Consider the following 18,623-nt stretch of genomic DNA (forward strand, 5'->3'; position numbering starts at 1 on the left):
ATTCTTGAGGGCAAAGGTTTTTGGCATCGGGAAACATTGCCCAACCTACTAAAAATTCAAAATCGTTCGACTGAACGCTCACGACAAGTCCAAAACCCAAAATCGTTATGACTCAACTTAATGGGAATCATCTCAACGGCAATCACAAAAACGGCAATCACAAAAATGGAGTAAAGCACGATTCACAGGTACTGACAAAACAACAAAAAGCTGCTCAAGAGTCTTTAACTAACTTAAACAATCTGGAATTTGAGCAATCTATTGTCTTGCGCCAATCTCCAATTTGGTCGCGTACAATCATGATTACACTAGTGGGGCTAGCCTGCTTTGGTATTGCTTGGACTTATTTTGCAAAAATTGAACAAGTAGTACCAGCAACCGGGCAATTAAAACCCCAAGGAACAGTCAAAGAAGTTCAGGCTCCTGTGAGTGGAGTGGTGAAAACAGTTAATGTAAAAGATGGACAAGAAGTAAAGCCAGGTGATTTACTGCTAACTTTTGATTCCATAGCCTCTGTTGCCGAATTAAATTCTTTGAATAAAATTCGCCTTGCATTAATGAAAGAAAACCAGATTTATCGCCGATTGATGAATGCAAGTACTGCCAATGGATCTGAACTATTATATTTACGCGGTAACTTACCACAAGAAACTGCTTTTCTGTTGAAAAGTCGGGCAGCATTAGTAGCAGAAAATGAATTATTCCGCACTCAATTAAGAAATTCTGGTCAAGATTCTGGAGTAGGAATTGATGAACAACAACTTCTACGAGTTGCCAAACAAGAATTAGACTCTCGGTCTTCCGCAGCACGATTAGAAGTAGAAAAAACCAAAAAACAACTGGTTCAAAATCAAATTAAACTAGAAGATAGTAAATCAAGTTTAGCTATTCAAGAGGGGATTTTAAATAAGCTGAAGATATTAGCAGAAGAAGGTGGAATTTCTCAACTTCAGTATCTCAACCAGCAACAAGAAGTTCAAAACCGCACGGCAGAAGTAGCGCAACTAGGTGAGGAACTGAAACGTCTCCAGTTTGATATAGAAAAAGGACAACAAGAGTTAAGCAATACAGTGGCTGTTTCTGATAAAAACATTTTGGATAAGATAGCCCAGAACAAACAGCAGATTGCCACAATTGATAGCCAATTCATGAAAGTTGTGCTGGAGAATGAGCAGCGTTTGGCAGATGTCAATAGTAAAATATCTCAATCACAGTTAAACGTTAAATATCAAGAACTCCGCGCACCTGTAGCTGGAACAGTTTTCGACTTGCAAGCAAAAAATCCTGGATTTGTCGCAACTCCAACGACAAAACTGTTGCAAATTGTCCCCAAAGAAAACTATATTGCTGAAGTTTTCATCACTAACAAAGATATTGGGTTTGTGCGAAAAGGGATGAAAGTAGATGTCAGAATTGACTCCTTTCCTTACAGCGAGTTTGGCGATATTAAGGGAAAAGTGGATGAGATAGGTTCAGACGCATTACCGCCAGACCAAACCCATCAGTTTTACAGATTTCCGGCAAAAGTCTCATTAGATAAACAATCCCTAGTGATTAAGGGCAAAAAAGTTAACTTGCAATCAGGTATGTCCATCAGTGCCAATATAAAAGTGCGCGAAGAACGGACTGTGCTGAGTTTATTCACGGAGTTGTTTACCAAGCAAGTTGATGCTCTTAAACAGGTACGATAAAGAGGGTTGAGTTAAAAGACCGCAGTCACTCCACAAGGAGAGTTGCTGCTTCACTAAGTACATTAGTACTGAGTACTTTTTCCTCTCTCAGCACTCAACACTCTTGATGATGGTTAATTTTCAACGCATCGAACCCGCTCCCGGACAAGAATCAGTTTGGGATTATCCCCGTCCTCCTCTTTTGGAGGACACAACCAAACATATCCAAATAGTCTTTAACGGAGTAGTAATTGTAGATACTCACAGCGCCAAACGTGTTTTAGAAACTAGTCATCCTCCTTCTTACTACATTCCCCCAGCGGATATCAAAATGGAATATCTACAGATGACTCCGCAATCTAGCTTTTGTGAGTGGAAGGGAAATGCTGGTTACTACACAATCCGAGTTGGTGAGAAACAAGTCCATAATGCTGCCTGGTTCTACCCCAAACCCACACCAGCCTTCGAATCTATGAAGGACTATGTAGCTTTTTATGCTCATTTAATGGATAAATGCTACGTTAATGGCGAAGAGGTGCAACCACAACCAGGTAACTTTTACGGCGGTTGGATAACCAGTGATATTGTTGGGCCATTTAAAGGCGCTCCTGGTACTTGGGGATGGTGAGCCAATTTTGGATTTTGGACTTGTCGTGAATTTTCAGTCTAACGATTTTAAATTTTGAATAATAAAATCTATCAATGTAGGTTGGGTTGAACGGCAGTAAAACCCAACATAAACAAGGATTAAATGTTGGGTTTGGTTCCTCAACCCAACTTGCTACTAATAAACTGAGTTTTTAGGATTACTAAATTGATGTTATGGCTACCTAGCAGCTTTTCTTTCAAACATCAAATACGTCCCTCCTAGCCCTTCTACAATTGTGCGTGTATTGGCAATCATCATTTTCTGATAAGTGTCCGCGTCGCTTCCTGGTTCACCTAGTCCTTCAGCATACAGCTTTCTGTCAGAAATGTTCGCTTCAGCTTCTTTGGCTACAGATTGAATCAAATTAGGATTAATTTCCACCTCAGCAAAAATTGTTGAGACTTTAGCCCGTTTAATGTTTGTAGCCAAATTTTTGACTCGTTCGGTTGTCAGATTTTCATTAGTACTAATACTTTGCAATCCTCCTGTCAATGAAATACGGTATGCTTTGGCGTAATAACTCAGTGCATCAGAGGTTGTAACTAACTTACGTTCTTTGGTAGGAATACTGGCAATTGTTGACTTAATCCAGCTATCTAGTTGAGTGAGTTCATTGGTAATTTTTTTAGTATTACTGCTATAAGCCTCTGCATCACTAGATTGCAATTTTCTTAAATTACTATTAATTACCTCCACCATTCTGATAGCATTTTTGGTATTGTGCCAAACATGAGGATCGGTTATATTCTTACCATCTGCCTGAAATTTTTGTGGCTTAGGTACTGCCAGTTGAGCGACGGCTATTTTTGGTGTAGGGTTTTTAGTCGCTTTAATTAACTTGATCAGATTTGGTTCAAAATTGTAACCATTATAAAGAATAAGATTAGCTTGTTCAATGGCTTTACGATCTTCCGGTTTTGGTTTATAAAATTGGGGGTCGGCGGTAGGGGAAATTAAGCAGGTAAGGTTAACTGTATTTCCGGCAACCTGCCTAGTTAAGTCACACAATACGCTTGTAGTCGCTACAACTTGGGGAAGATTCTCATTTACCTGGGTGTTAGTCTGAGTGAATGTAGTGCTTACAGCTTGATTTCTACATCCAACAAATCCAATTGTCAAGGCAGCAAGAATAACTGGGAAGAAATTATTCAATGGTGATTTTTTTGACATCCTCAACTCCTACTGGATGTATAAAAAAAGATAATCATTATTGGTAAAGTATTAGTAAAATACCAGGGTAAAGTCTTCAGCAAAGAAGAGATTAAGCGCTGAGAGGGAAGCCTTCGGCAAAGAAAGGGGTAAAGATTAACGGAAGAGGAATTAAGAGACTTTGTCCTCTATCACTTATTTGTTTCCCAAGTCCACACCCAGCAATTTTTGGTTGGTGAACCACTAGTGAGGTTTTTGCAGGCAAAATATTAGTTAACTGCACACGACAAACTGGAAAACTGGTAGAGGTAGAAGCACAATAATAAAAGCAATGCTGGAGAGTATCGAAGGAGGGTAGTGTAGTTCTCTCACCATCTGTTGAAGGGTCTATACCATTGTGCTTACATCCCACAAAGCTCCAAATTGACTAGGATTATCAAGTTAAGAAGTGAGAGGTAGTGATGATGGGGCTTATGGAGCATACGGGTTGATTTCGCAAACCGAGTGGTGAATCTAAGGCAATTGTAGCTGTGGTTTTGCGAGGTGTGGACATATCATTGTTACAAAATTGGCAAATTGGTGATTTTTTAGCCATCAGCCTTTGTTACACTAATTTTCACTTAGTAAAGCCTCTCAATATCGCTTATAGCATTATCTAACTACTTTTTACTGCCAGAATCCAGGATGTACTCTGTGGCATAAATTTTATCCTCTAGTTTTTTCATCATTCAATAAGAGCCAAATCAAGTATATAGAACAATTCCTCAAAGCTAACTATTGGTCAAGATAAACAATGGTAATTTTAGTTGTCATAATTAACACCCTGATTTCACTGATACTACTCTATGTGGCTTGGCGGATGTGGCAACTTAAGCAGCAGCTAGCATATATAGCAGATAGGTTAACCACCTATGAAAGTTGTACTAATGCAGCACTGAATAAAGCACCCGAAAATATTTATCTCAGCCAACAGAATATTTATAACTTACGGCAGAGAAATCAAACGCTACAAATACAAATTCAACAAGTGCGGCAAATTATCAGTCTACTTCTGCTAGGACGGCAAATCTGGCAGCGTTATTTTCTGAAGCTAGAGTTAATATCTGGGAAAAGAACAGTTGCAAAATGAGTTATGTCTGGTTCAGATGAACATTTATGATTAAGGATGACGGGAGAACACACAGAAAGATCCGTAGTAAGATTCCATAGGCTGCATTAGCTTCTAGCGTAGGCATAGCCCGCCGCAGGCATCGCTTCCTCTTTCCATTTCAAAGCTTTTTATTAAGAGCGTCTCCCTCAGCAGAAGGGTACGGAACTACCCAAGACATAACACCAAGAGACGCCCACTAAAGGTATCAAAACGTTGAGAGATACGGGGAGTTTTGAATTACAAGTAATTAATGCTTTTAGTATTAATGAATAAAAGCAACTTTTCTGGCTGATATTTTGTCACCATAGATTAACTGAATAAAATCGGTTGAGTCTTACAAGGGGAGAAAACCCACCTAAAATGGGTGTAAGGAGAGAAACAATAAGATGTCTAATAACCGTTCTGGAGTATTTTTTGGCGGTTTGATGCTGGGAGCTACCATCGGTGCTTTGACCGGTTTACTCGTAGCTCCACGCACAGGGCGCGAAACGCGTAAAATTTTGAAAAAATCTGCCAATGCTATCCCAGAATTGGCAGAAGATTTATCAATGAGTGTGCAAATTCAGGCAGATCGTCTCTCTGCTAGCGCACTGCGAAACTGGGATGAGACTTTAGATCGATTACGGGAAGCGATCGCAGCAGGTGTTGATGCCAGCCAGCGAGAAAACCAAGTCTTGAAGCGGCAAACATCTGTTGAAGACTCAGATTCGCTTCCCCAGCCATTAGAACGCTCATAAATGACATAACCGTGATTGAACCCCTGTTTTGGTTGGGACTTTCCTTACTTTTAGTCGCCACAAGCTTGACTGCGGTTTTAGTGGCGGCAATACCGGCTTTGCAGGAGTTAGCACGCGCAGCTCGCAGTGCAGAAAAGCTATTTGATACTCTCTCGCGGGAGTTACCACCCACTTTAGAAGCTATCCGCGTGACTGGCTTAGAAATCACTGACTTAACTGATGATGTCAGTGAGGGCGTAAAAAGTGCTAGTCAAGTCGTGAAGCAAGTTGACCAAAGTCTTGATACTGCCAGAAAACAAGCTCAAAATCTGCAAGTAGGTACGCGCAGCATCTTTATTGGCGCGAAAGCTGCTTGGAAAAACTTCACGCGCCAAAAATCCGTAAGGCGGACGAGCGATCGCTTGCCAAGCAATGAAAAACCACCACTTACGTTGCGAGAACGGGAAGTGTTGAGGCAAGAAAATCGCCGGATAAAAGCAGAAGTTTACCGTGCTAATGACGGTTACAATGACGCTGCTAACTGGGAAAACAATTTTGATGACGAAGATTGAATTAGGGCATAGGGCAAAACAGTAACGAGTTGTAAGTAAATAAGTGAGATCCCTACTCAGAAATCAGCACGGGTTAAAAGCCCTGCTAACACTAACAGCACTCAGCCTCCTGAAAGGCATTGGTTATTTCTCTTCATCTACCCACTCCCTCTACTCCCTACTCACCAAAAACCTTTTGCTTTGATCCCCTAGATTAGAGTAAAGTAAACAAGTGTAAAGAACTATCATTTTTCTAGTACTCTTTTAAAACAACTTGTTCGCTTTTACCGTTAATATTTGTATAAAAACGTCCATGCAATCTTGTTTTTGGCGACGAATTCTAGTATCTATTGCAGTATTTTTCCTGGCTGGGTCAATTTGGGTGATGCATTCTCCCCCAGCGCTGGCTTATGACAATCCTGAGTTACTTCCTGACACCTTTACCCCAGTTGTAGATTTAGCTAAATCTCTGCCTGTGCTGCAAGAAGAAAAGCTTGTCAAAGATTTAGAGCAGTTTGAAGCTGACACGGGCTGGAAATTACGAGTCTTAACCCAATATGACCGCACCCCAGGTAGGGCAGTTATCAAATATTGGGGTTTAGATGACAAAAGCATTCTACTAGTTGCCGATTCTCGTGGCGGTAACATCCTCAGTTTTAGCGTCGGTGATGCTGTTTATAAACTTTTACCCCGAACTTTTTGGATAGAATTGCAAACCCGCTTCGGTAATTTGTATTTTGTTCGCGAACAAGGCGAAGATCAAGCGATTCTACAAGCTTTAGAATCGGTTAAAGGCTGTTTGCTCAAAGGGGGTTGCAATGTTGTCCCCGGACTACCACGAGAGCAATGGATTCTCACCTTGATTACCTCAGTTATTGGTGGGGTGATTTGTGGATTTGCAGCTCAACCCCGCCAAAAAGGACAAGTTTTTGCTTGGCAATGGGCTTTAATTTTCTCACCTTTGTGGGGAATCTTGTTTATTGCCTTCGGCATTGGGCCAGTTGTGACACGTACAAGTGACTGGTTGCCTTTAGTTCGCAATATCTCTGGCTTTCTCATAGGCGTCTTGGTTGCCTACCTATCTCCTATTTTCAGTCGGTCTTCTTCTAGTAATGAGTTATGAGTGAGTAGTTAGGAGTGAATAGTTTAATTAACTTATAACTGCTAACTCCTAACTCTTAACTCTCTGAAGCTGATAAGCTGAAAGCTAAATATTTGAGAAGCTCAACAAAAATGGAATGGCACGTAACTGATGCTCAAAGTTTAGCAATCATTGATAGTGAAATTGGCGATCATGTCTTTTCACCCGCAGAGTATGAGATTGTGCGTCGGGTAATCTACGCCACGGCTGACTTTGAGTATAAGTCTTTGATTCGCTTTTCTGAGCGTGCCTTGCAAGCTGGAGCAGCAGCGCTAGCCGCACGTACCACAATTGTAGTAGATGTGCCGATGGTACAGGTAGGTATTGCCTACGATATTCAAAATACCTTTGCGAATCCAGTGTATTGCAGCATGGAAGCTCTAACACGTCCTCAAAAAGAAAAGACTCGCGCAGCATGGGGAATAGAAACTTTAGCAAAGCGTTATCCAGAGGGCATTTTTGTGGTGGGTCAAGCGCAAACGGCCCTGACTGCACTGGTGGATTTAATTGAAGTTGAGGAAATTAGACCTGCTTTAATAATCGCAACTCCAGTGGGATTTGTAAATGTTGATGAAGCTAAAGAACGTTTACAAGACTCTCTAGTGCCTCACATTATAATTGACGGCCGCAAAGGTAATGCAGTTGTAGCAGCTGCGATCGTTGATGGGTTGGTAGACTTAGCTTGGCAAGCCTATGGACAAGATGGAAATCGGGGGAGCTAGGAAAGTCGGCTCTTTTGTATTTTATATCCAAAGGAGTATTCATTAATCATTGAATATCCTGATGTTTTTGTTAAGTCGTGCCGTTCAAGGAGCCTTTTCTTGTGGTAATTCAAGGTTTCAGTTTAAGCGCATATCTTGGAATTCCTGTGATATTAAGTCTTTTGACTGATGGAGAAGGAATAAAAGTATCTTTAGTTAAAAACGTTCGTCAGGTATCTACTAACAAGGAAATTATCCTATCCAAGGGTGAGCTAATCAGCACTAGGGCAACTCCAAAAACATACTATGTTAGTGGTGTTGGAGATGACACAAATAGCGGACTCTCTACTTCATCCGCCTTTAGGACAATTCAAAAGGCAGCAAATCTGACTAACCCTGGCGATACAGTATTGATTATGAACGGAGTGTACACAAATTTAGGCAAAGCTGGTAGTGCAGTAAGTATTAAACGTTCTGGAACTGCAAAAGCATGGATTAAGTATAAAGCATATCCTGGTCATTTCCCAAAAATTCAGCACAATACATGGAACGGTATCTCGATTTCAAATAGAGCTTCATATATCGAGATAAATGGGTTGGAGGTAATAGGAAATAATGCCAATATAACCCTTGATTATGCGATGAGTCAGAAGACTAACAAAGTAAACCCGCTAACGAATGGAAACTGCATCAGTGTGGATGGACGAACAAATGGTCATACTCACCATATACGTATTGTCAACAACAAGGTACATAAGTGTGGAGGAGCAGGCATTTCAGCGATTGAATCGGACTATGTGACAATAGATAATAACGAAGTGTTCGATAATGCCTGGTATAGCGTTTACGGTACCAGTGGGATTTCAATGTTGAATAATTGGAATTCTGACAATAAGCGGGGATACAAGATGTTTGTTACTAACAATAAAACCTACAACAATCGTATGTACATCCCTTGGATTGCAGTCGGAAAAATCACAGATGGAAATGGCATTATTATCGATAGTACAAGAAATGATGAAAACCCAAAATTGGATGCATATAAAGGATATACTTTAGTTAAAAATAATCTGGCATTTAATAATGGTGGATCGGGTATTCATGCATTTTTAAGCTCGCATGTTGATATTGTAAATAATACAGCTGTTTTAAATAATCAGAGTCCAGAACTTAATGGCGGGCAAATATTTGCTCATACATCATCTGATGTCAGAATTCTTAGGAACATCCTCTATGCTTTTCCTGGAAAAAATATTAATAATAAGACTAAAAATAAAAACGTTATTTATGATTATAATATCTACATGAATAGTTCTAAGATAAATGTTAAGGGGCCTCGCGATATTGTTGCAGGCTCACAATTTTTAAGCAAGTATCCCACTCTAAAAAAAATATCTGGCAATTGGAAATCGCGGTTAGATAAACAAAATCCGCCAACACGGCCTTATGTAGAAACTGAGTCGGCAGGTTTTGCCTGCGGAACAGTGACTTATCGTTTGCAAGGAAAACTCATCAAAGTGGGATGTTCTCGTTAGCAAGAAAGCAGGAGAGATTTATCCCGAATTTAAATGCTCGAACTTCCTGGACGAACATTGATAATTTTTGCGGTTGAGAGCAAACTGCCCAGATATTGGCGATATTCGGCTCGTAATCTCGTAATTATTAAATGACTTACTTGCACCCTACGTAGATGCAAGGTGTAGGTCGTCTACTAAGGCAATTTCCGTTAATAAATCTACCGTCGCCGTTGGTTTCGACTCCGCTCTACCAACTAGGGGATCGAGAGTTGAGCGTTCGCGTAGCGTCTGCAAGAGTTGTCGAAACTCGTCAACCTGGGTATATTCTTTGTGAGAAATCACCTAATTACTTCTTCAATCCTCTACTCTACGACGCCGCCGACGCGGCTTTTGTTGTTGGTCCTCACGCAAGCGACGACCGACTTCGTTAAAGAAATCCCGGCGCAGATAAGGATAATCGCTAACCCACAGGTCACGATTGGGAAAGTATATATCGCTGAATTCATCAATGCTGCTCAAATCTGGGCGATTGGACATCACTACCATTTCTGCAATTTGACCGCGAGTAATAACTTTGTGGGCAGGACGCAATGGTGCTACAAACTCAATGCTAAATCCTGTATCATCACCTATCTCTAAATTTATCTGTTTTTCTCGGTTTTCTACAATCACCAATTCGCCTTTGTTGTTGACTGTTTCGGTTTTACCTATTAACTGGTCTGTAATCCACCAATCTAGGACTCGACCACGGAAAAAGCCACCGTATTTATAACGGCGGCATTGTAAATTCCGCATACTTGCTTGAAACACTGGATACCACAGCCAAAAAAAAGCGCTAATTACCCCTAGTATAAATACTATTGAAGCAAACTCAAGCTTGAAAACAACTGTTACAAGCAAAATAACAACTACCGCAACTACAGAAATTAACAGCCGTTGCAAAAAATTTGAGAACTTCCCCCAGTAGTACTTGTACTGCAAACCAGTAGCAATTAAGGGGACAACTTGTTCAAATTTCTGGCGAGTCAGTGGTACTAACATGAGTGCTAAGTAATGAATGCCCAATTGTGTGTTTAAAGTATCTTTTCTAATCCATATACTAACGACTTTAACGCTAAGATTTTGCGAATCGCTAGTAGCACTCCTGGCATATAACAAGCGCGATCGCTCGTATCATGTCGTAAAGTATATATCTGTCCTGCCGCGCCAAAAATAACTTCCTGATGGGCAATCAATCCCGGCAAGCGCACGCTATGAATTCTAATCCCTTCATCTGCGATACTGCCCCTCGCCCCTGCCAATTTTTCCGTTTCTTCTACAAGAGCAGGGTTAAAAGTTTTACCCAACTCTCCTAGTAACTGCGCCGTTTGAATCGCAGTACCACTGGGAGCATCAGCTTTTTGGTTGTGATGCAGTTCGATAATCTCCACATGGTCAAAATATTTTGAGGCGGCGATCGCAGCTTGTTGCAACAGTACCATGCCAATGGAAAAATTGGGAATAATTAGGCAACCAGTGCTAGCTTTGTCGGCAAAATCTGCCAAGTCTTGAATTTGTTCTGGACTTAACCCAGTAGTCCCAACTACAGGACGAATACCGTAAGCGATCGCACTGCGAATATTGTCATAAACTGAATCGGGATGGGTAAAGTCTACAATTACCCCTGGAGGAGACTGTCTGTCACCAGCCACATACCCCAACATTGGTTCTAATTGATTGGTAATCGGCACTTCCAAAGGTTCGCTTAAACCCGCCAACTCCCCAGCATCTTTATCTTGATGTTCTAAACTGTAGTCAATTGCACCCACTAGGTTTAAGTCAGGCGCTTGTGCCACCGCCTTAACCACCTCACGGCCCATTTTGCCAGCAGCACCGTTGACAATAACCGGTATAGGAGCTTGATTCGTCATAGGTCGAGAAATACTTTTTGAGTCAACAAGGGAATTGTAAAGACTTTGGCGATCTAGTAGCTAGCTTCTCAAATTTTTGGCTTAATTCCACTTACCCTGAATTGTGCAGCTAATCGCTTACTTTTTCTACTCCCCAAAAGATCGGTTGTCGTTTTCATCCCACTATCTTACTCAGTAATCCGTTTTATTTGCCGCTCGTACTGCTTTGATAAGTATTCCTTATAAAATATATCAGCCTTTATTTGTCAAGTCTAGTTGACCATTTGTAATATTATTGTTATATTTATTTACATAGCTTAGTAAAGCCCTAAAATAAGCTGCATAGCTAAAATTGCACCTTGTCTATTACCTACATAGTTTTGGTTGCATTAGGTGTTAACTAAGAAAAACAGACTTCGGTTTTGAAATATCCCATCGACATTTGGACTTCTCCCATTTACCTCGGCTATCAAGTCGGGGTTTTTTGTGTTCTCGATTAGCCCTTTATTTAACTTTTCGTTAGTAGTTATTGTTGATTTAATCATTTAGGTTGTGATAATACTACGTATATCAAAGGATTTTAAAAAGACTTAGGCAGCATGACTCAGGGCAATTTCTCCCAAAGTGAAATCCAAATATTGAGTTCCTCGTTTGGAAGAAAATCTTTACTCTTAGATAAATATTTAATGATTGATAACCGATTTTTAATCAACCTTAGTTTTCTGAAATCTTCAAGTTCGCTATCAAACTTTTTTGAGTTTCTTCTGGATTCTTGGATGCTAAAGCTTCTCTCCAATCTGCTGCTTTAATTAATGCTTCTTGGTAGGAAATGTGTAAATTATCGAAAAACCAATTAATAATCAGATATATATCGAGAACTGGATTTTCTGGAATAGCACCGAATTTTAAGATCATGTAAGCTCGTAGTCCCATTAAAGAATCTAGATATCGTTCAGAAAAACTAGGATTATTTTCAGCTAAAAATTCGTAAACTGAACTTGCAATCTCTGCCCAAGCAAGGCTCTCTAAATAAAATTCATTAGGTTCTTCATTGGCTAGTTCTTGCGCTCTGAAAGTAGAGACTTCAGCTAAACCAAGCCAATTAAATTTTTCTGGTACTTGCTGTTGCTCTGCCCAAACCATTCTCAACCAAGTTTGTATATGCTCTGGGTCTTGTTGAAGTAGAACTCTTAAAAAATTTGTTGCTTCAGTTTCAGCCATAGTTAATGATGAAGTCAAGGAAACTTCCGCTCTCGCACTTCCACGGCATAATCTTGCACAGCTTTGGTAATCGTCTCGCGCAAATTCGTGTACACTTTCGCGAATGGTGGATGCTTTTCTGCCAGTCCAAGGACATCTGAGGTAACTAAAACTTGTCCATCGCAGTGAATTCCCGCACCGATACCAATTGTGGGAATACTCAATTTTTGTGAAATCTGCATTGCCAAATCTGCGGGTATATGCTCTAACACGAGAGAAAATACACCCGCTTGTTCGAGAGCGATCGCTTCTTGTAAAATCCTTTCACTGGCTTCTTGCGTTTTACCTTGTTGGCGCAAACCCAGTTGATGTATTGATTGCGGTGTCAAACCCACATGACCCATTACCGGAATTCCAGCTTGTACTAGACGAGCCACAGTTTCAGCCATTGCTGGATAGCCACCTTCTAACTTTACCGCTTGAGCGCCCGTTTCCTTTAGTACCCGCCCAGCTGAGTGCATCGCTTGTTGGAGACTTTCTTGATACGTCAAAAAAGGTAAATCTACTACTACTAATGCCCGTTTTACCCCACGGCGCACAGCTTTAGCGTGATAGATAATCTCATCTAAAGTTATTGGCAGTGTTGTTTCATACCCTAGAACTACTGCCATAGAGTCACCCACAAGGATTAAGTCTACACCAGCTGCGTCGAGGAGTTGAGCGATCGCATAATCCCAGGCGGTCAACGCGACAATTGAACGTCCCTGTTGTTTCCATTGAATTAATTGCTGGGTAGTGATTGCCATTTTTTGAGTGCTGAGTAGTGAGTGAGTGCTGAGTTAGAAGTTAAAAGTTAGGAGTGAGGAGTTTTGAATTTAAAAAATTTTTAACTTATAACTCCTAACTCATAACTCTTAACTAATCATTTAACAGCGCGACTGAAAGCAATATGGGGTTTTGCACTGTAGGTTTTGGGCATTAACCAAGCTAGACCTTCACTAGTGCCAATCCATAATTTATTGCCGATATCAGGTGCAAGGGTAATAACCCGACTAGAAGGGAGTCCAGCAACTTCTCCGTCTAATACGGCTCCTGTATTTGGATCTAATCGTAACAAACCATTATTAGTCCCAACCCAGACACTACCATCTTTAGCAAAACGTATCGCCGTTACATCACGCCCACGCAAGCGGGTTACAGACCGCAACACTGCACCAGTTTTTGGGTTAATAACTAGCAAATTATTCGGCATTCCCGCCCAAATTAACCCTTCTGGACTAATAGCTAAAGCCTGTACAGTTGTCCCAGGTAAATCGGCTATTCGCTTCATAATCGCAGCACTAGCAGTATTTACCCGCACCAATCCATCCAGAGTACCAACCCACAATTGACCTTCAGCATCTAAAGTTAAGGCATTAGCACTGACACCAGGCAGATTTTTTAATGTTGTCATAATCAAGCCTTGGTCGGGACTAATTAGAGCTAAACCGCTATCGGTTCCAGTCCATAAATAACCCCGTTTGTCAAGTAACAGTGACAACACGCGTTTAGAAGGCAAAAATAAATTTTGGGCGGTGATTTCGTTAGTGCGAGGGTCAACTCGAACTAGTCCCTCATAACTTCCTACCCACAAACGTCCTACCTTGTCTTGGGCTAAAGCCCCAATGGCAACATTCGGTAAGCTAACACGAGAAATAATCTTCCCAGTTTTAGGATCGATTCGCGATAGCCCGCGCCAAGAACCTACCCAAAGATTACCTGTAACATCTCCCAATAAATTACCAACACGATAATCAGTTTTCGGCGAATTTTCTTCAACTCCCCGTTCATCAGGCAAAGATTCTACTCGCGGTGGCGGTGCGGAAGCTGGGTAAGCGGGGGTTACATCAGATGAATTAATCTCAGGGGTTTTTTGCGCCCATCCCATATTTGGCAAAGCTATCAACCCCAGCAAGATAGAAGTAATTAATAAACTAGTACGCTTGTAAAACAATACCACGGTGACATTTCCTTTGGAGACAGTACCCATAGCATTTACCTAAACTGGCTTTGGGTTAATTTCAGTGTTCCCCTTGCTGGGATTTTTTAAACATTGGGGATTGGGGACACAACTCTTGGAGAGGCTATGCCCGAAGCGTAGCTATGCCGCAGGCTTTACGACAAGCGGTAGTTGAATCTCGACTTACTTCGACTACGCGGTAGTTGAGCGCAGTCGAAACTCAGTACAAGTCGCTCGATTACCGCGCGCTCGAAACTCAGTGTATTGGTGGGAACTGGGGATTTCGCCATCTCCCTCATCTTTTCAGTTCTTTACAGTTATTAATGACATTTTGTAAAGTATTTGTAACAAAAAGTTTAAATCTTTATGTAATAACAAAATTAAATAGATAAGTTAAAAACTTTCAAAGAATAACTTATCGAATTCTTGATATATTGTGAAACAAGTTACAAATTACGTGGTGTGCAATTCTTTTATCTTTTGCTCACCACTCTGCTAAATCTCTGTCAAGTAAATTCTTTTCTGGTGTCTTTTCCGTCAAAGGGAAAGATATAAGGAGTGTAAAGGCGGGAATGTGTGCCAGCCAGCCCAATCCCCTGAATATCCTGATTTATGGGGGAATTATCTAAATACTGCCCACAAAAGGCGGAAGTTTTGGTGAAATTGAGAAGGTTTAGTTGGGTGCGAAGAAGAGGTAAACAAAAATTTTGATTTTTAGCAAGAGGAAACAGTAGAAGCGCTAGGTCGTGTACCCCTAGAAGGGGAAAACACTGGTGAGGAGGGCTACCACCGCTACCAAAGTGTCCGCCGCAAAAGAACTGCTAACCTTTGCCAAAGGCAACTCCTAACAAAAAATTTTTTCCGATCTTCCCCTCGCTCAAGGGGGGCAAGAGCGGGGTGGGGGAAGTTGCACAAAACGTGATTTGATAATTAAAAAGAGTGATTTCAGGGAAGGATAAAATTATGTCTTACGCTCAAACGAAGACTCAGAGCAAATCTGGGTATCAAGCCGGGGTTAAAGATTACAGACTAACTTATTACACACCGGATTACACACCAAAAGATACCGATCTTCTAGCTGCGTTCCGTATGACACCTCAGCCTGGTGTTCCTCCCGAAGAAGCAGGTGCGGCTGTTGCGGCTGAATCCTCCACAGGTACTTGGACAACTGTGTGGACAGATTTGCTCACCGACCTCGATCGCTACAAAGGTCGTTGCTATGACATCGAACCAGTTCCCGGTGAAGACAACCAGTACATCTGTTACGTTGCCTATCCTCTAGACTTGTTTGAAGAAGGTTCTGTAACCAACGTATTGACCTCAATTGTTGGTAACGTATTTGGTTTCAAAGCTCTACGGGCACTACGTTTAGAAGATATCCGTTTCCCAGTAGCTTACATCAAGACCTTCCAAGGGCCTCCTCACGGTATCCAAGTTGAGCGTGACAAGTTAAACAAATACGGTCGTCCTTTATTGGGTTGTACCATTAAGCCCAAATTGGGTCTTTCCGCTAAGAACTACGGACGCGCTGTATACGAGTGCTTACGCGGTGGTTTGGACTTCACCAAAGACGACGAAAACATCAACTCCGCACCATTCCAAAGATGGCGCGATCGCTTCTTGTTCGTAGCTGAAGCTATCAACAAAGCTCAAGCTGAAACCGGTGAAATCAAAGGTCACTACCTCAACGTCACCGCTCCAACCTGCGAACAAATGTTGCAACGGGCTGAGTACGCTAAAGAACTCAAAATGCCCATCATCATGCATGACTACCTCACCGCAGGTTTCACCGCCAACACTACATTGGCTCGTTGGTGCCGCGATAACGGTATCTTGCTACACATTCACCGTGCGATGCACGCTGTAATTGACCGTCAAAAGAACCACGGTATCCACTTCCGTGTATTGGCTAAAGCCCTACGTTTATCTGGTGGCGACCACATCCACACTGGTACAGTAGTTGGTAAGTTGGAAGGTGAGCGCGGCATCACAATGGGCTTCGTTGACCTGTTGCGTGAAAACTACATTGAGCAAGACAAGTCTCGTGGTATCTACTTTACCCAAGACTGGGCTTCTCTACCTGGTGTAATGGCAGTTGCTTCTGGTGGTATCCACGTATGGCACATGCCCGCACTGGTAGAAATCTTTGGTGATGATTCCGTACTACAATTCGGTGGTGGTACTCTGGGACACCCTTGGGGTAACGCTCCTGGTGCAACCGCTAACCGCGTCGCCTTGGAAGCCGTTGTTCAAGCTCGTAACGAAGGCCGTAACTTGGCTCGTGAAGGTAACGATATCATCCGCGAAGCTGCCAAGTGGTCTCCTGAGCTGGCTGTTGCTTGCGAACTGTGGAAAGAAATCAAGTTCGAGTTTGAAGCAATGGATACCGTCTGATCTGGGTTAACAGTTAAGAGTTAAGAGTTAGAAGTAGAGACGCGATTCATCGCGTCTGTACAAGAGTTAGGATTTGCTTTGCATTAATTCATAACTCATAACTCATAACTCATAACTCTTCAGGGCTGGGGTCAAGCATGAATCTTAAGCAAATTGCGAAGGACACAGCCAAAACTCTCCAAAGCTATCTGACTTATCAGGCTCTAAGGACAGTATTGGCACAGCTAGGCGAAACTAATCCGCCATTAGAACTTTGGTTGCATAACTTTTCGTCTGGCAAAATTCAAAATGGTGAGTCATTCATTGAGCAATTGTTGCGGGAAAAACCAGATTTGGCTTTGCGAATCATGACTGTCAGAGAACATATTGCCGAAGAAATTGCAGAATTTTTACCGGAAATGGTTCGTACTGGTATTCAGCAAGCCAACATGGAGCAACGTCGCCAGCATTTAGAACGCATCACACGAATAGACACATCTAACCCCAGTCTGCAACCAGAACAGCAAACAACTTCAGATCGGGATTTGGATAACTTATCCAATTAGTTCGGTCAATCTACTAGTAAAAATCGCAACCCATTATCAAAAGCTATGCAAACTTTACCAAAAGAGCGTCGTTACGAAACCCTTTCTTATCTTCCCCCTCTGTCTGATGCTCAAATTGCGAAACAAGTCCAGTACATCTTGAATCAAGGTTACATTCCTGCGATCGAGTTCAACGAAACTTCTGAACCAACAGAATTATATTGGACAATGTGGAAGTTGCCTTTGTTTGGTGCTAAATCCACTCAAGAAGTATTGAGCGAAGTTCAAGGATGCCGCTCTCAATTTAACAGCAGCTATATCCGTGTTGTGGGTTTTGACAACATCAAGCAGTGCCAAGTTCTCAGCTTCCTTGTTCACAAACCCAACAGATACTAAGTCTAGTTAGTTGGAATTAATCATGGGGTAGTTCAAGTAATTTGTCTATCCCTGTATAGGAGAGGTAGAATTATCTGCCTCTCCTTTTTTATAATCAGGTGTTACGGAACATTGAGCTTCATGATGAGTTTTATCATGAAGCTCAATGTTTGCTTTCCACTATCAGCAAACTGGAAAGACTAAGATCATTGGAAACTTTAAGCATTTATAACTCACCATCTAATGTATTTATTATCCGAAGCGTCCCGGTTGGTGGGAGAATAAAGACGAGAAATGATGCAAGCCTTGTGTTATCTCCAGCCCAAAGGAATCTGTAGAAATGTGGAAACGAATTGTATTAATTTTGCTATTGGTGTTGAGCTTCAGTCTGAGTAATTCGGATGTAGCGGCTGCGGCTGGACTCAAAAGCTTTGTAGATAGTAGTGATGGCTATCAGTTTTTATATCCTAACGGCTGGCTGCCAGTCAAAGTTGCCGATGGGCCAGATGTGGTTTTCCACGATTTAATTGAGGTGTCTGAAAATGTTTCGGTTGTGATTAGCCCAGTTCCTGAAGGCAAAACTTTGTCAGAATTGGGAACCCCAACAGAAGTAGGATACAAATTAGGAAAAGCTGCTCTTGCGCCTCCTGACTCTGGTCGTTCGGCGGAATTAGTCAATGCCGCACAACGAGAAGTAGACGGTAAAACATACTATCTTTTAGAGTATGAGGTTAAACTCCCCAATCAACAGCAACGACACAATATTGCCAGCGTTGCTGTTAGCCGTGGTAAACTTTTTACCTTCAACGCCTCAATTCCTGAAAAACGCTGGAAAAAAGTTAAACGGATGATAGATGAGGTTGTTAATTCTTTTTCTGTTTATTAATTGGGGAGTAGGCAGAAATCAATTAAAAATTAAAAATTAAAAAAAGACTGAGGGGAAAGGAGAACAAGGGAAATAAGCAATGCCCAATGCCCAGTACCCCATCCCCAATTAC

Annotated in this window: 19 protein-coding genes; 12 read left to right on the plus strand and 7 right to left on the minus strand. The window is 41.6% G+C overall.

What is annotated here, in order from left to right; all coding sequences use genetic code 11:
- Positions 1–107 precede the first annotated feature (107 nt).
- Positions 108–1,691 carry an HlyD family efflux transporter periplasmic adaptor subunit gene (locus V7K45_RS29185; protein WP_335008878.1) on the plus strand — a complete coding sequence of 528 codons (1,584 nt, stop codon included), beginning with the start codon at positions 108–110 and terminating at the stop codon, positions 1,689–1,691.
- Between the two features lie 109 nt (positions 1,692–1,800).
- On the plus strand, positions 1,801–2,298 hold the full coding sequence (locus tag V7K45_RS29190; protein WP_335009021.1) for a DUF427 domain-containing protein: 498 nt from the start codon (positions 1,801–1,803) through the stop codon (positions 2,296–2,298).
- Positions 2,299–2,496: 198 nt separating this feature from the next.
- Here V7K45_RS29190 and V7K45_RS29195 read toward each other — a convergent pair whose 3' ends face one another.
- Positions 2,497–3,489 (minus strand): metal ABC transporter solute-binding protein, Zn/Mn family, encoded by a 993-nt coding sequence (locus V7K45_RS29195; RefSeq protein WP_335008880.1) that lies wholly within the window; start codon positions 3,487–3,489, stop codon positions 2,497–2,499.
- Positions 3,490–4,261: 772 nt separating this feature from the next.
- Between V7K45_RS29195 and V7K45_RS29200 the strand changes: the two genes are divergently transcribed.
- The 6 genes from V7K45_RS29200 (at position 4,262) to V7K45_RS29225 (ending at position 9,262) form a co-directional block, all read left to right on the plus strand.
- Positions 4,262–4,597: a hypothetical protein gene (locus V7K45_RS29200; protein WP_335008882.1), complete on the plus strand. Its 336-nt coding sequence runs from the start codon at positions 4,262–4,264 to the stop codon at positions 4,595–4,597.
- 407 nt (positions 4,598–5,004) lie between these two features.
- Positions 5,005–5,355, plus strand: coding sequence for a YtxH domain-containing protein (locus tag V7K45_RS29205; RefSeq protein ID WP_335008884.1), 351 nt, complete (start codon positions 5,005–5,007; stop codon positions 5,353–5,355).
- Between the two features lie 11 nt (positions 5,356–5,366).
- Positions 5,367–5,906, plus strand: coding sequence for a DUF948 domain-containing protein (locus tag V7K45_RS29210; RefSeq protein ID WP_335008886.1), 540 nt, complete (start codon positions 5,367–5,369; stop codon positions 5,904–5,906).
- Between the two features lie 292 nt (positions 5,907–6,198).
- A complete protein-coding gene (locus tag V7K45_RS29215) occupies positions 6,199–7,008 on the plus strand; it encodes a TPM domain-containing protein (RefSeq protein WP_322673523.1) in 810 nt (269 codons plus the stop codon).
- A 110-nt stretch (positions 7,009–7,118) separates the two neighbouring features.
- Positions 7,119–7,748 (plus strand): precorrin-8X methylmutase, encoded by a 630-nt coding sequence (locus tag V7K45_RS29220; protein WP_289799093.1) that lies wholly within the window; start codon positions 7,119–7,121, stop codon positions 7,746–7,748.
- Between the two features lie 101 nt (positions 7,749–7,849).
- The gene (locus V7K45_RS29225) at positions 7,850–9,262 is read left to right on the plus strand and encodes a right-handed parallel beta-helix repeat-containing protein (protein WP_335008889.1); all 1,413 of its coding nucleotides are present in this window, start codon (positions 7,850–7,852) and stop codon (positions 9,260–9,262) included.
- A gap of 147 nt (positions 9,263–9,409) precedes the next feature.
- Here the strand turns inward: V7K45_RS29225 and V7K45_RS29230 are convergent, their stop codons facing one another.
- The 6 genes from V7K45_RS29230 to V7K45_RS29255 form a co-directional block, all read right to left on the minus strand.
- Complete coding sequence (locus V7K45_RS29230) at positions 9,410–9,586, minus strand: hypothetical protein (protein WP_335008891.1); 177 nt, start codon at positions 9,584–9,586, stop codon at positions 9,410–9,412.
- Between the two features lie 12 nt (positions 9,587–9,598).
- Positions 9,599–10,285 (minus strand): phosphate ABC transporter permease, encoded by a 687-nt coding sequence (locus tag V7K45_RS29235; RefSeq protein ID WP_335008892.1) that lies wholly within the window; start codon positions 10,283–10,285, stop codon positions 9,599–9,601.
- A gap of 32 nt (positions 10,286–10,317) precedes the next feature.
- Entirely contained in the window at positions 10,318–11,154 is an 837-nt protein-coding gene (gene dapB, locus V7K45_RS29240; RefSeq protein WP_335008894.1) for a 4-hydroxy-tetrahydrodipicolinate reductase, read from the minus strand.
- Between the two features lie 693 nt (positions 11,155–11,847).
- The gene (locus tag V7K45_RS29245) at positions 11,848–12,372 is read right to left on the minus strand and encodes a hypothetical protein (RefSeq protein WP_335008896.1); all 525 of its coding nucleotides are present in this window, start codon (positions 12,370–12,372) and stop codon (positions 11,848–11,850) included.
- Positions 12,369–13,139, minus strand: a complete 771-nt coding sequence (panB, locus tag V7K45_RS29250; RefSeq protein WP_335008898.1) for a 3-methyl-2-oxobutanoate hydroxymethyltransferase — start codon at positions 13,137–13,139, stop codon at positions 12,369–12,371. Before panB ends, V7K45_RS29245 begins: the two co-directional genes overlap by 4 nt.
- 116 nt (positions 13,140–13,255) lie before the next feature.
- Positions 13,256–14,362, minus strand: a complete 1,107-nt coding sequence (locus V7K45_RS29255; RefSeq protein ID WP_335008900.1) for a ligand-binding sensor domain-containing protein — start codon at positions 14,360–14,362, stop codon at positions 13,256–13,258.
- A gap of 933 nt (positions 14,363–15,295) precedes the next feature.
- On the opposite strand from V7K45_RS29255, the gene V7K45_RS29260 reads away from it, so the two are divergent.
- The 4 genes from V7K45_RS29260 to psbP all read left to right on the plus strand — a co-directional run bounded on the left by V7K45_RS29260 (position 15,296) and on the right by psbP (position 18,511).
- On the plus strand, positions 15,296–16,726 hold the full coding sequence (locus tag V7K45_RS29260) for a form I ribulose bisphosphate carboxylase large subunit (RefSeq protein WP_163930558.1): 1,431 nt from the start codon (positions 15,296–15,298) through the stop codon (positions 16,724–16,726).
- A gap of 137 nt (positions 16,727–16,863) precedes the next feature.
- Positions 16,864–17,271, plus strand: a complete 408-nt coding sequence (gene rcbX, locus V7K45_RS29265; protein WP_335008903.1) for a RuBisCO chaperone RbcX — start codon at positions 16,864–16,866, stop codon at positions 17,269–17,271.
- Between the two features lie 45 nt (positions 17,272–17,316).
- Positions 17,317–17,646 (plus strand): ribulose bisphosphate carboxylase small subunit, encoded by a 330-nt coding sequence (locus tag V7K45_RS29270; protein ID WP_335008905.1) that lies wholly within the window; start codon positions 17,317–17,319, stop codon positions 17,644–17,646.
- A 319-nt stretch (positions 17,647–17,965) separates the two neighbouring features.
- Positions 17,966–18,511, plus strand: coding sequence for a photosystem II reaction center PsbP (psbP, locus tag V7K45_RS29275; RefSeq protein ID WP_335008907.1), 546 nt, complete (start codon positions 17,966–17,968; stop codon positions 18,509–18,511).
- Positions 18,512–18,623: the final 112 nt, after the last annotated feature.

The sequence above is a fragment of the Nostoc sp. genome, from assembly GCF_036917375.1.
Lineage (GTDB): Bacteria > Cyanobacteriota > Cyanobacteriia > Cyanobacteriales > Nostocaceae > Nostoc.

What these genes read in the sequence shown, in the direction of transcription:
- panB (WP_335008898.1), bottom strand. Translation starts at nt 13,139, where the DNA reads ATGGCAATCACTACCCAGCAATTAATTCAATGGAAACAACAGGGACGT.
- V7K45_RS29185 (WP_335008878.1), top strand. Translation starts at nt 108, where the DNA reads ATGACTCAACTTAATGGGAATCATCTCAACGGCAATCACAAAAACGGC.
- rcbX (WP_335008903.1), top strand. Translation starts at nt 16,864, where the DNA reads ATGAATCTTAAGCAAATTGCGAAGGACACAGCCAAAACTCTCCAAAGC.
- V7K45_RS29235 (WP_335008892.1), bottom strand. Translation starts at nt 10,285, where the DNA reads ATGTTAGTACCACTGACTCGCCAGAAATTTGAACAAGTTGTCCCCTTA.
- V7K45_RS29200 (WP_335008882.1), top strand. Translation starts at nt 4,262, where the DNA reads ATGGTAATTTTAGTTGTCATAATTAACACCCTGATTTCACTGATACTA.
- dapB (WP_335008894.1), bottom strand. Translation starts at nt 11,154, where the DNA reads ATGACGAATCAAGCTCCTATACCGGTTATTGTCAACGGTGCTGCTGGC.
- V7K45_RS29195 (WP_335008880.1), bottom strand. Translation starts at nt 3,489, where the DNA reads ATGTCAAAAAAATCACCATTGAATAATTTCTTCCCAGTTATTCTTGCT.
- V7K45_RS29220 (WP_289799093.1), top strand. Translation starts at nt 7,119, where the DNA reads ATGGAATGGCACGTAACTGATGCTCAAAGTTTAGCAATCATTGATAGT.
- V7K45_RS29215 (WP_322673523.1), top strand. Translation starts at nt 6,199, where the DNA reads ATGCAATCTTGTTTTTGGCGACGAATTCTAGTATCTATTGCAGTATTT.
- V7K45_RS29190 (WP_335009021.1), top strand. Translation starts at nt 1,801, where the DNA reads ATGGTTAATTTTCAACGCATCGAACCCGCTCCCGGACAAGAATCAGTT.
- V7K45_RS29255 (WP_335008900.1), bottom strand. Translation starts at nt 14,362, where the DNA reads ATGGGTACTGTCTCCAAAGGAAATGTCACCGTGGTATTGTTTTACAAG.
- V7K45_RS29270 (WP_335008905.1), top strand. Translation starts at nt 17,317, where the DNA reads ATGCAAACTTTACCAAAAGAGCGTCGTTACGAAACCCTTTCTTATCTT.
- V7K45_RS29260 (WP_163930558.1), top strand. Translation starts at nt 15,296, where the DNA reads ATGTCTTACGCTCAAACGAAGACTCAGAGCAAATCTGGGTATCAAGCC.
- psbP (WP_335008907.1), top strand. Translation starts at nt 17,966, where the DNA reads ATGTGGAAACGAATTGTATTAATTTTGCTATTGGTGTTGAGCTTCAGT.
- V7K45_RS29205 (WP_335008884.1), top strand. Translation starts at nt 5,005, where the DNA reads ATGTCTAATAACCGTTCTGGAGTATTTTTTGGCGGTTTGATGCTGGGA.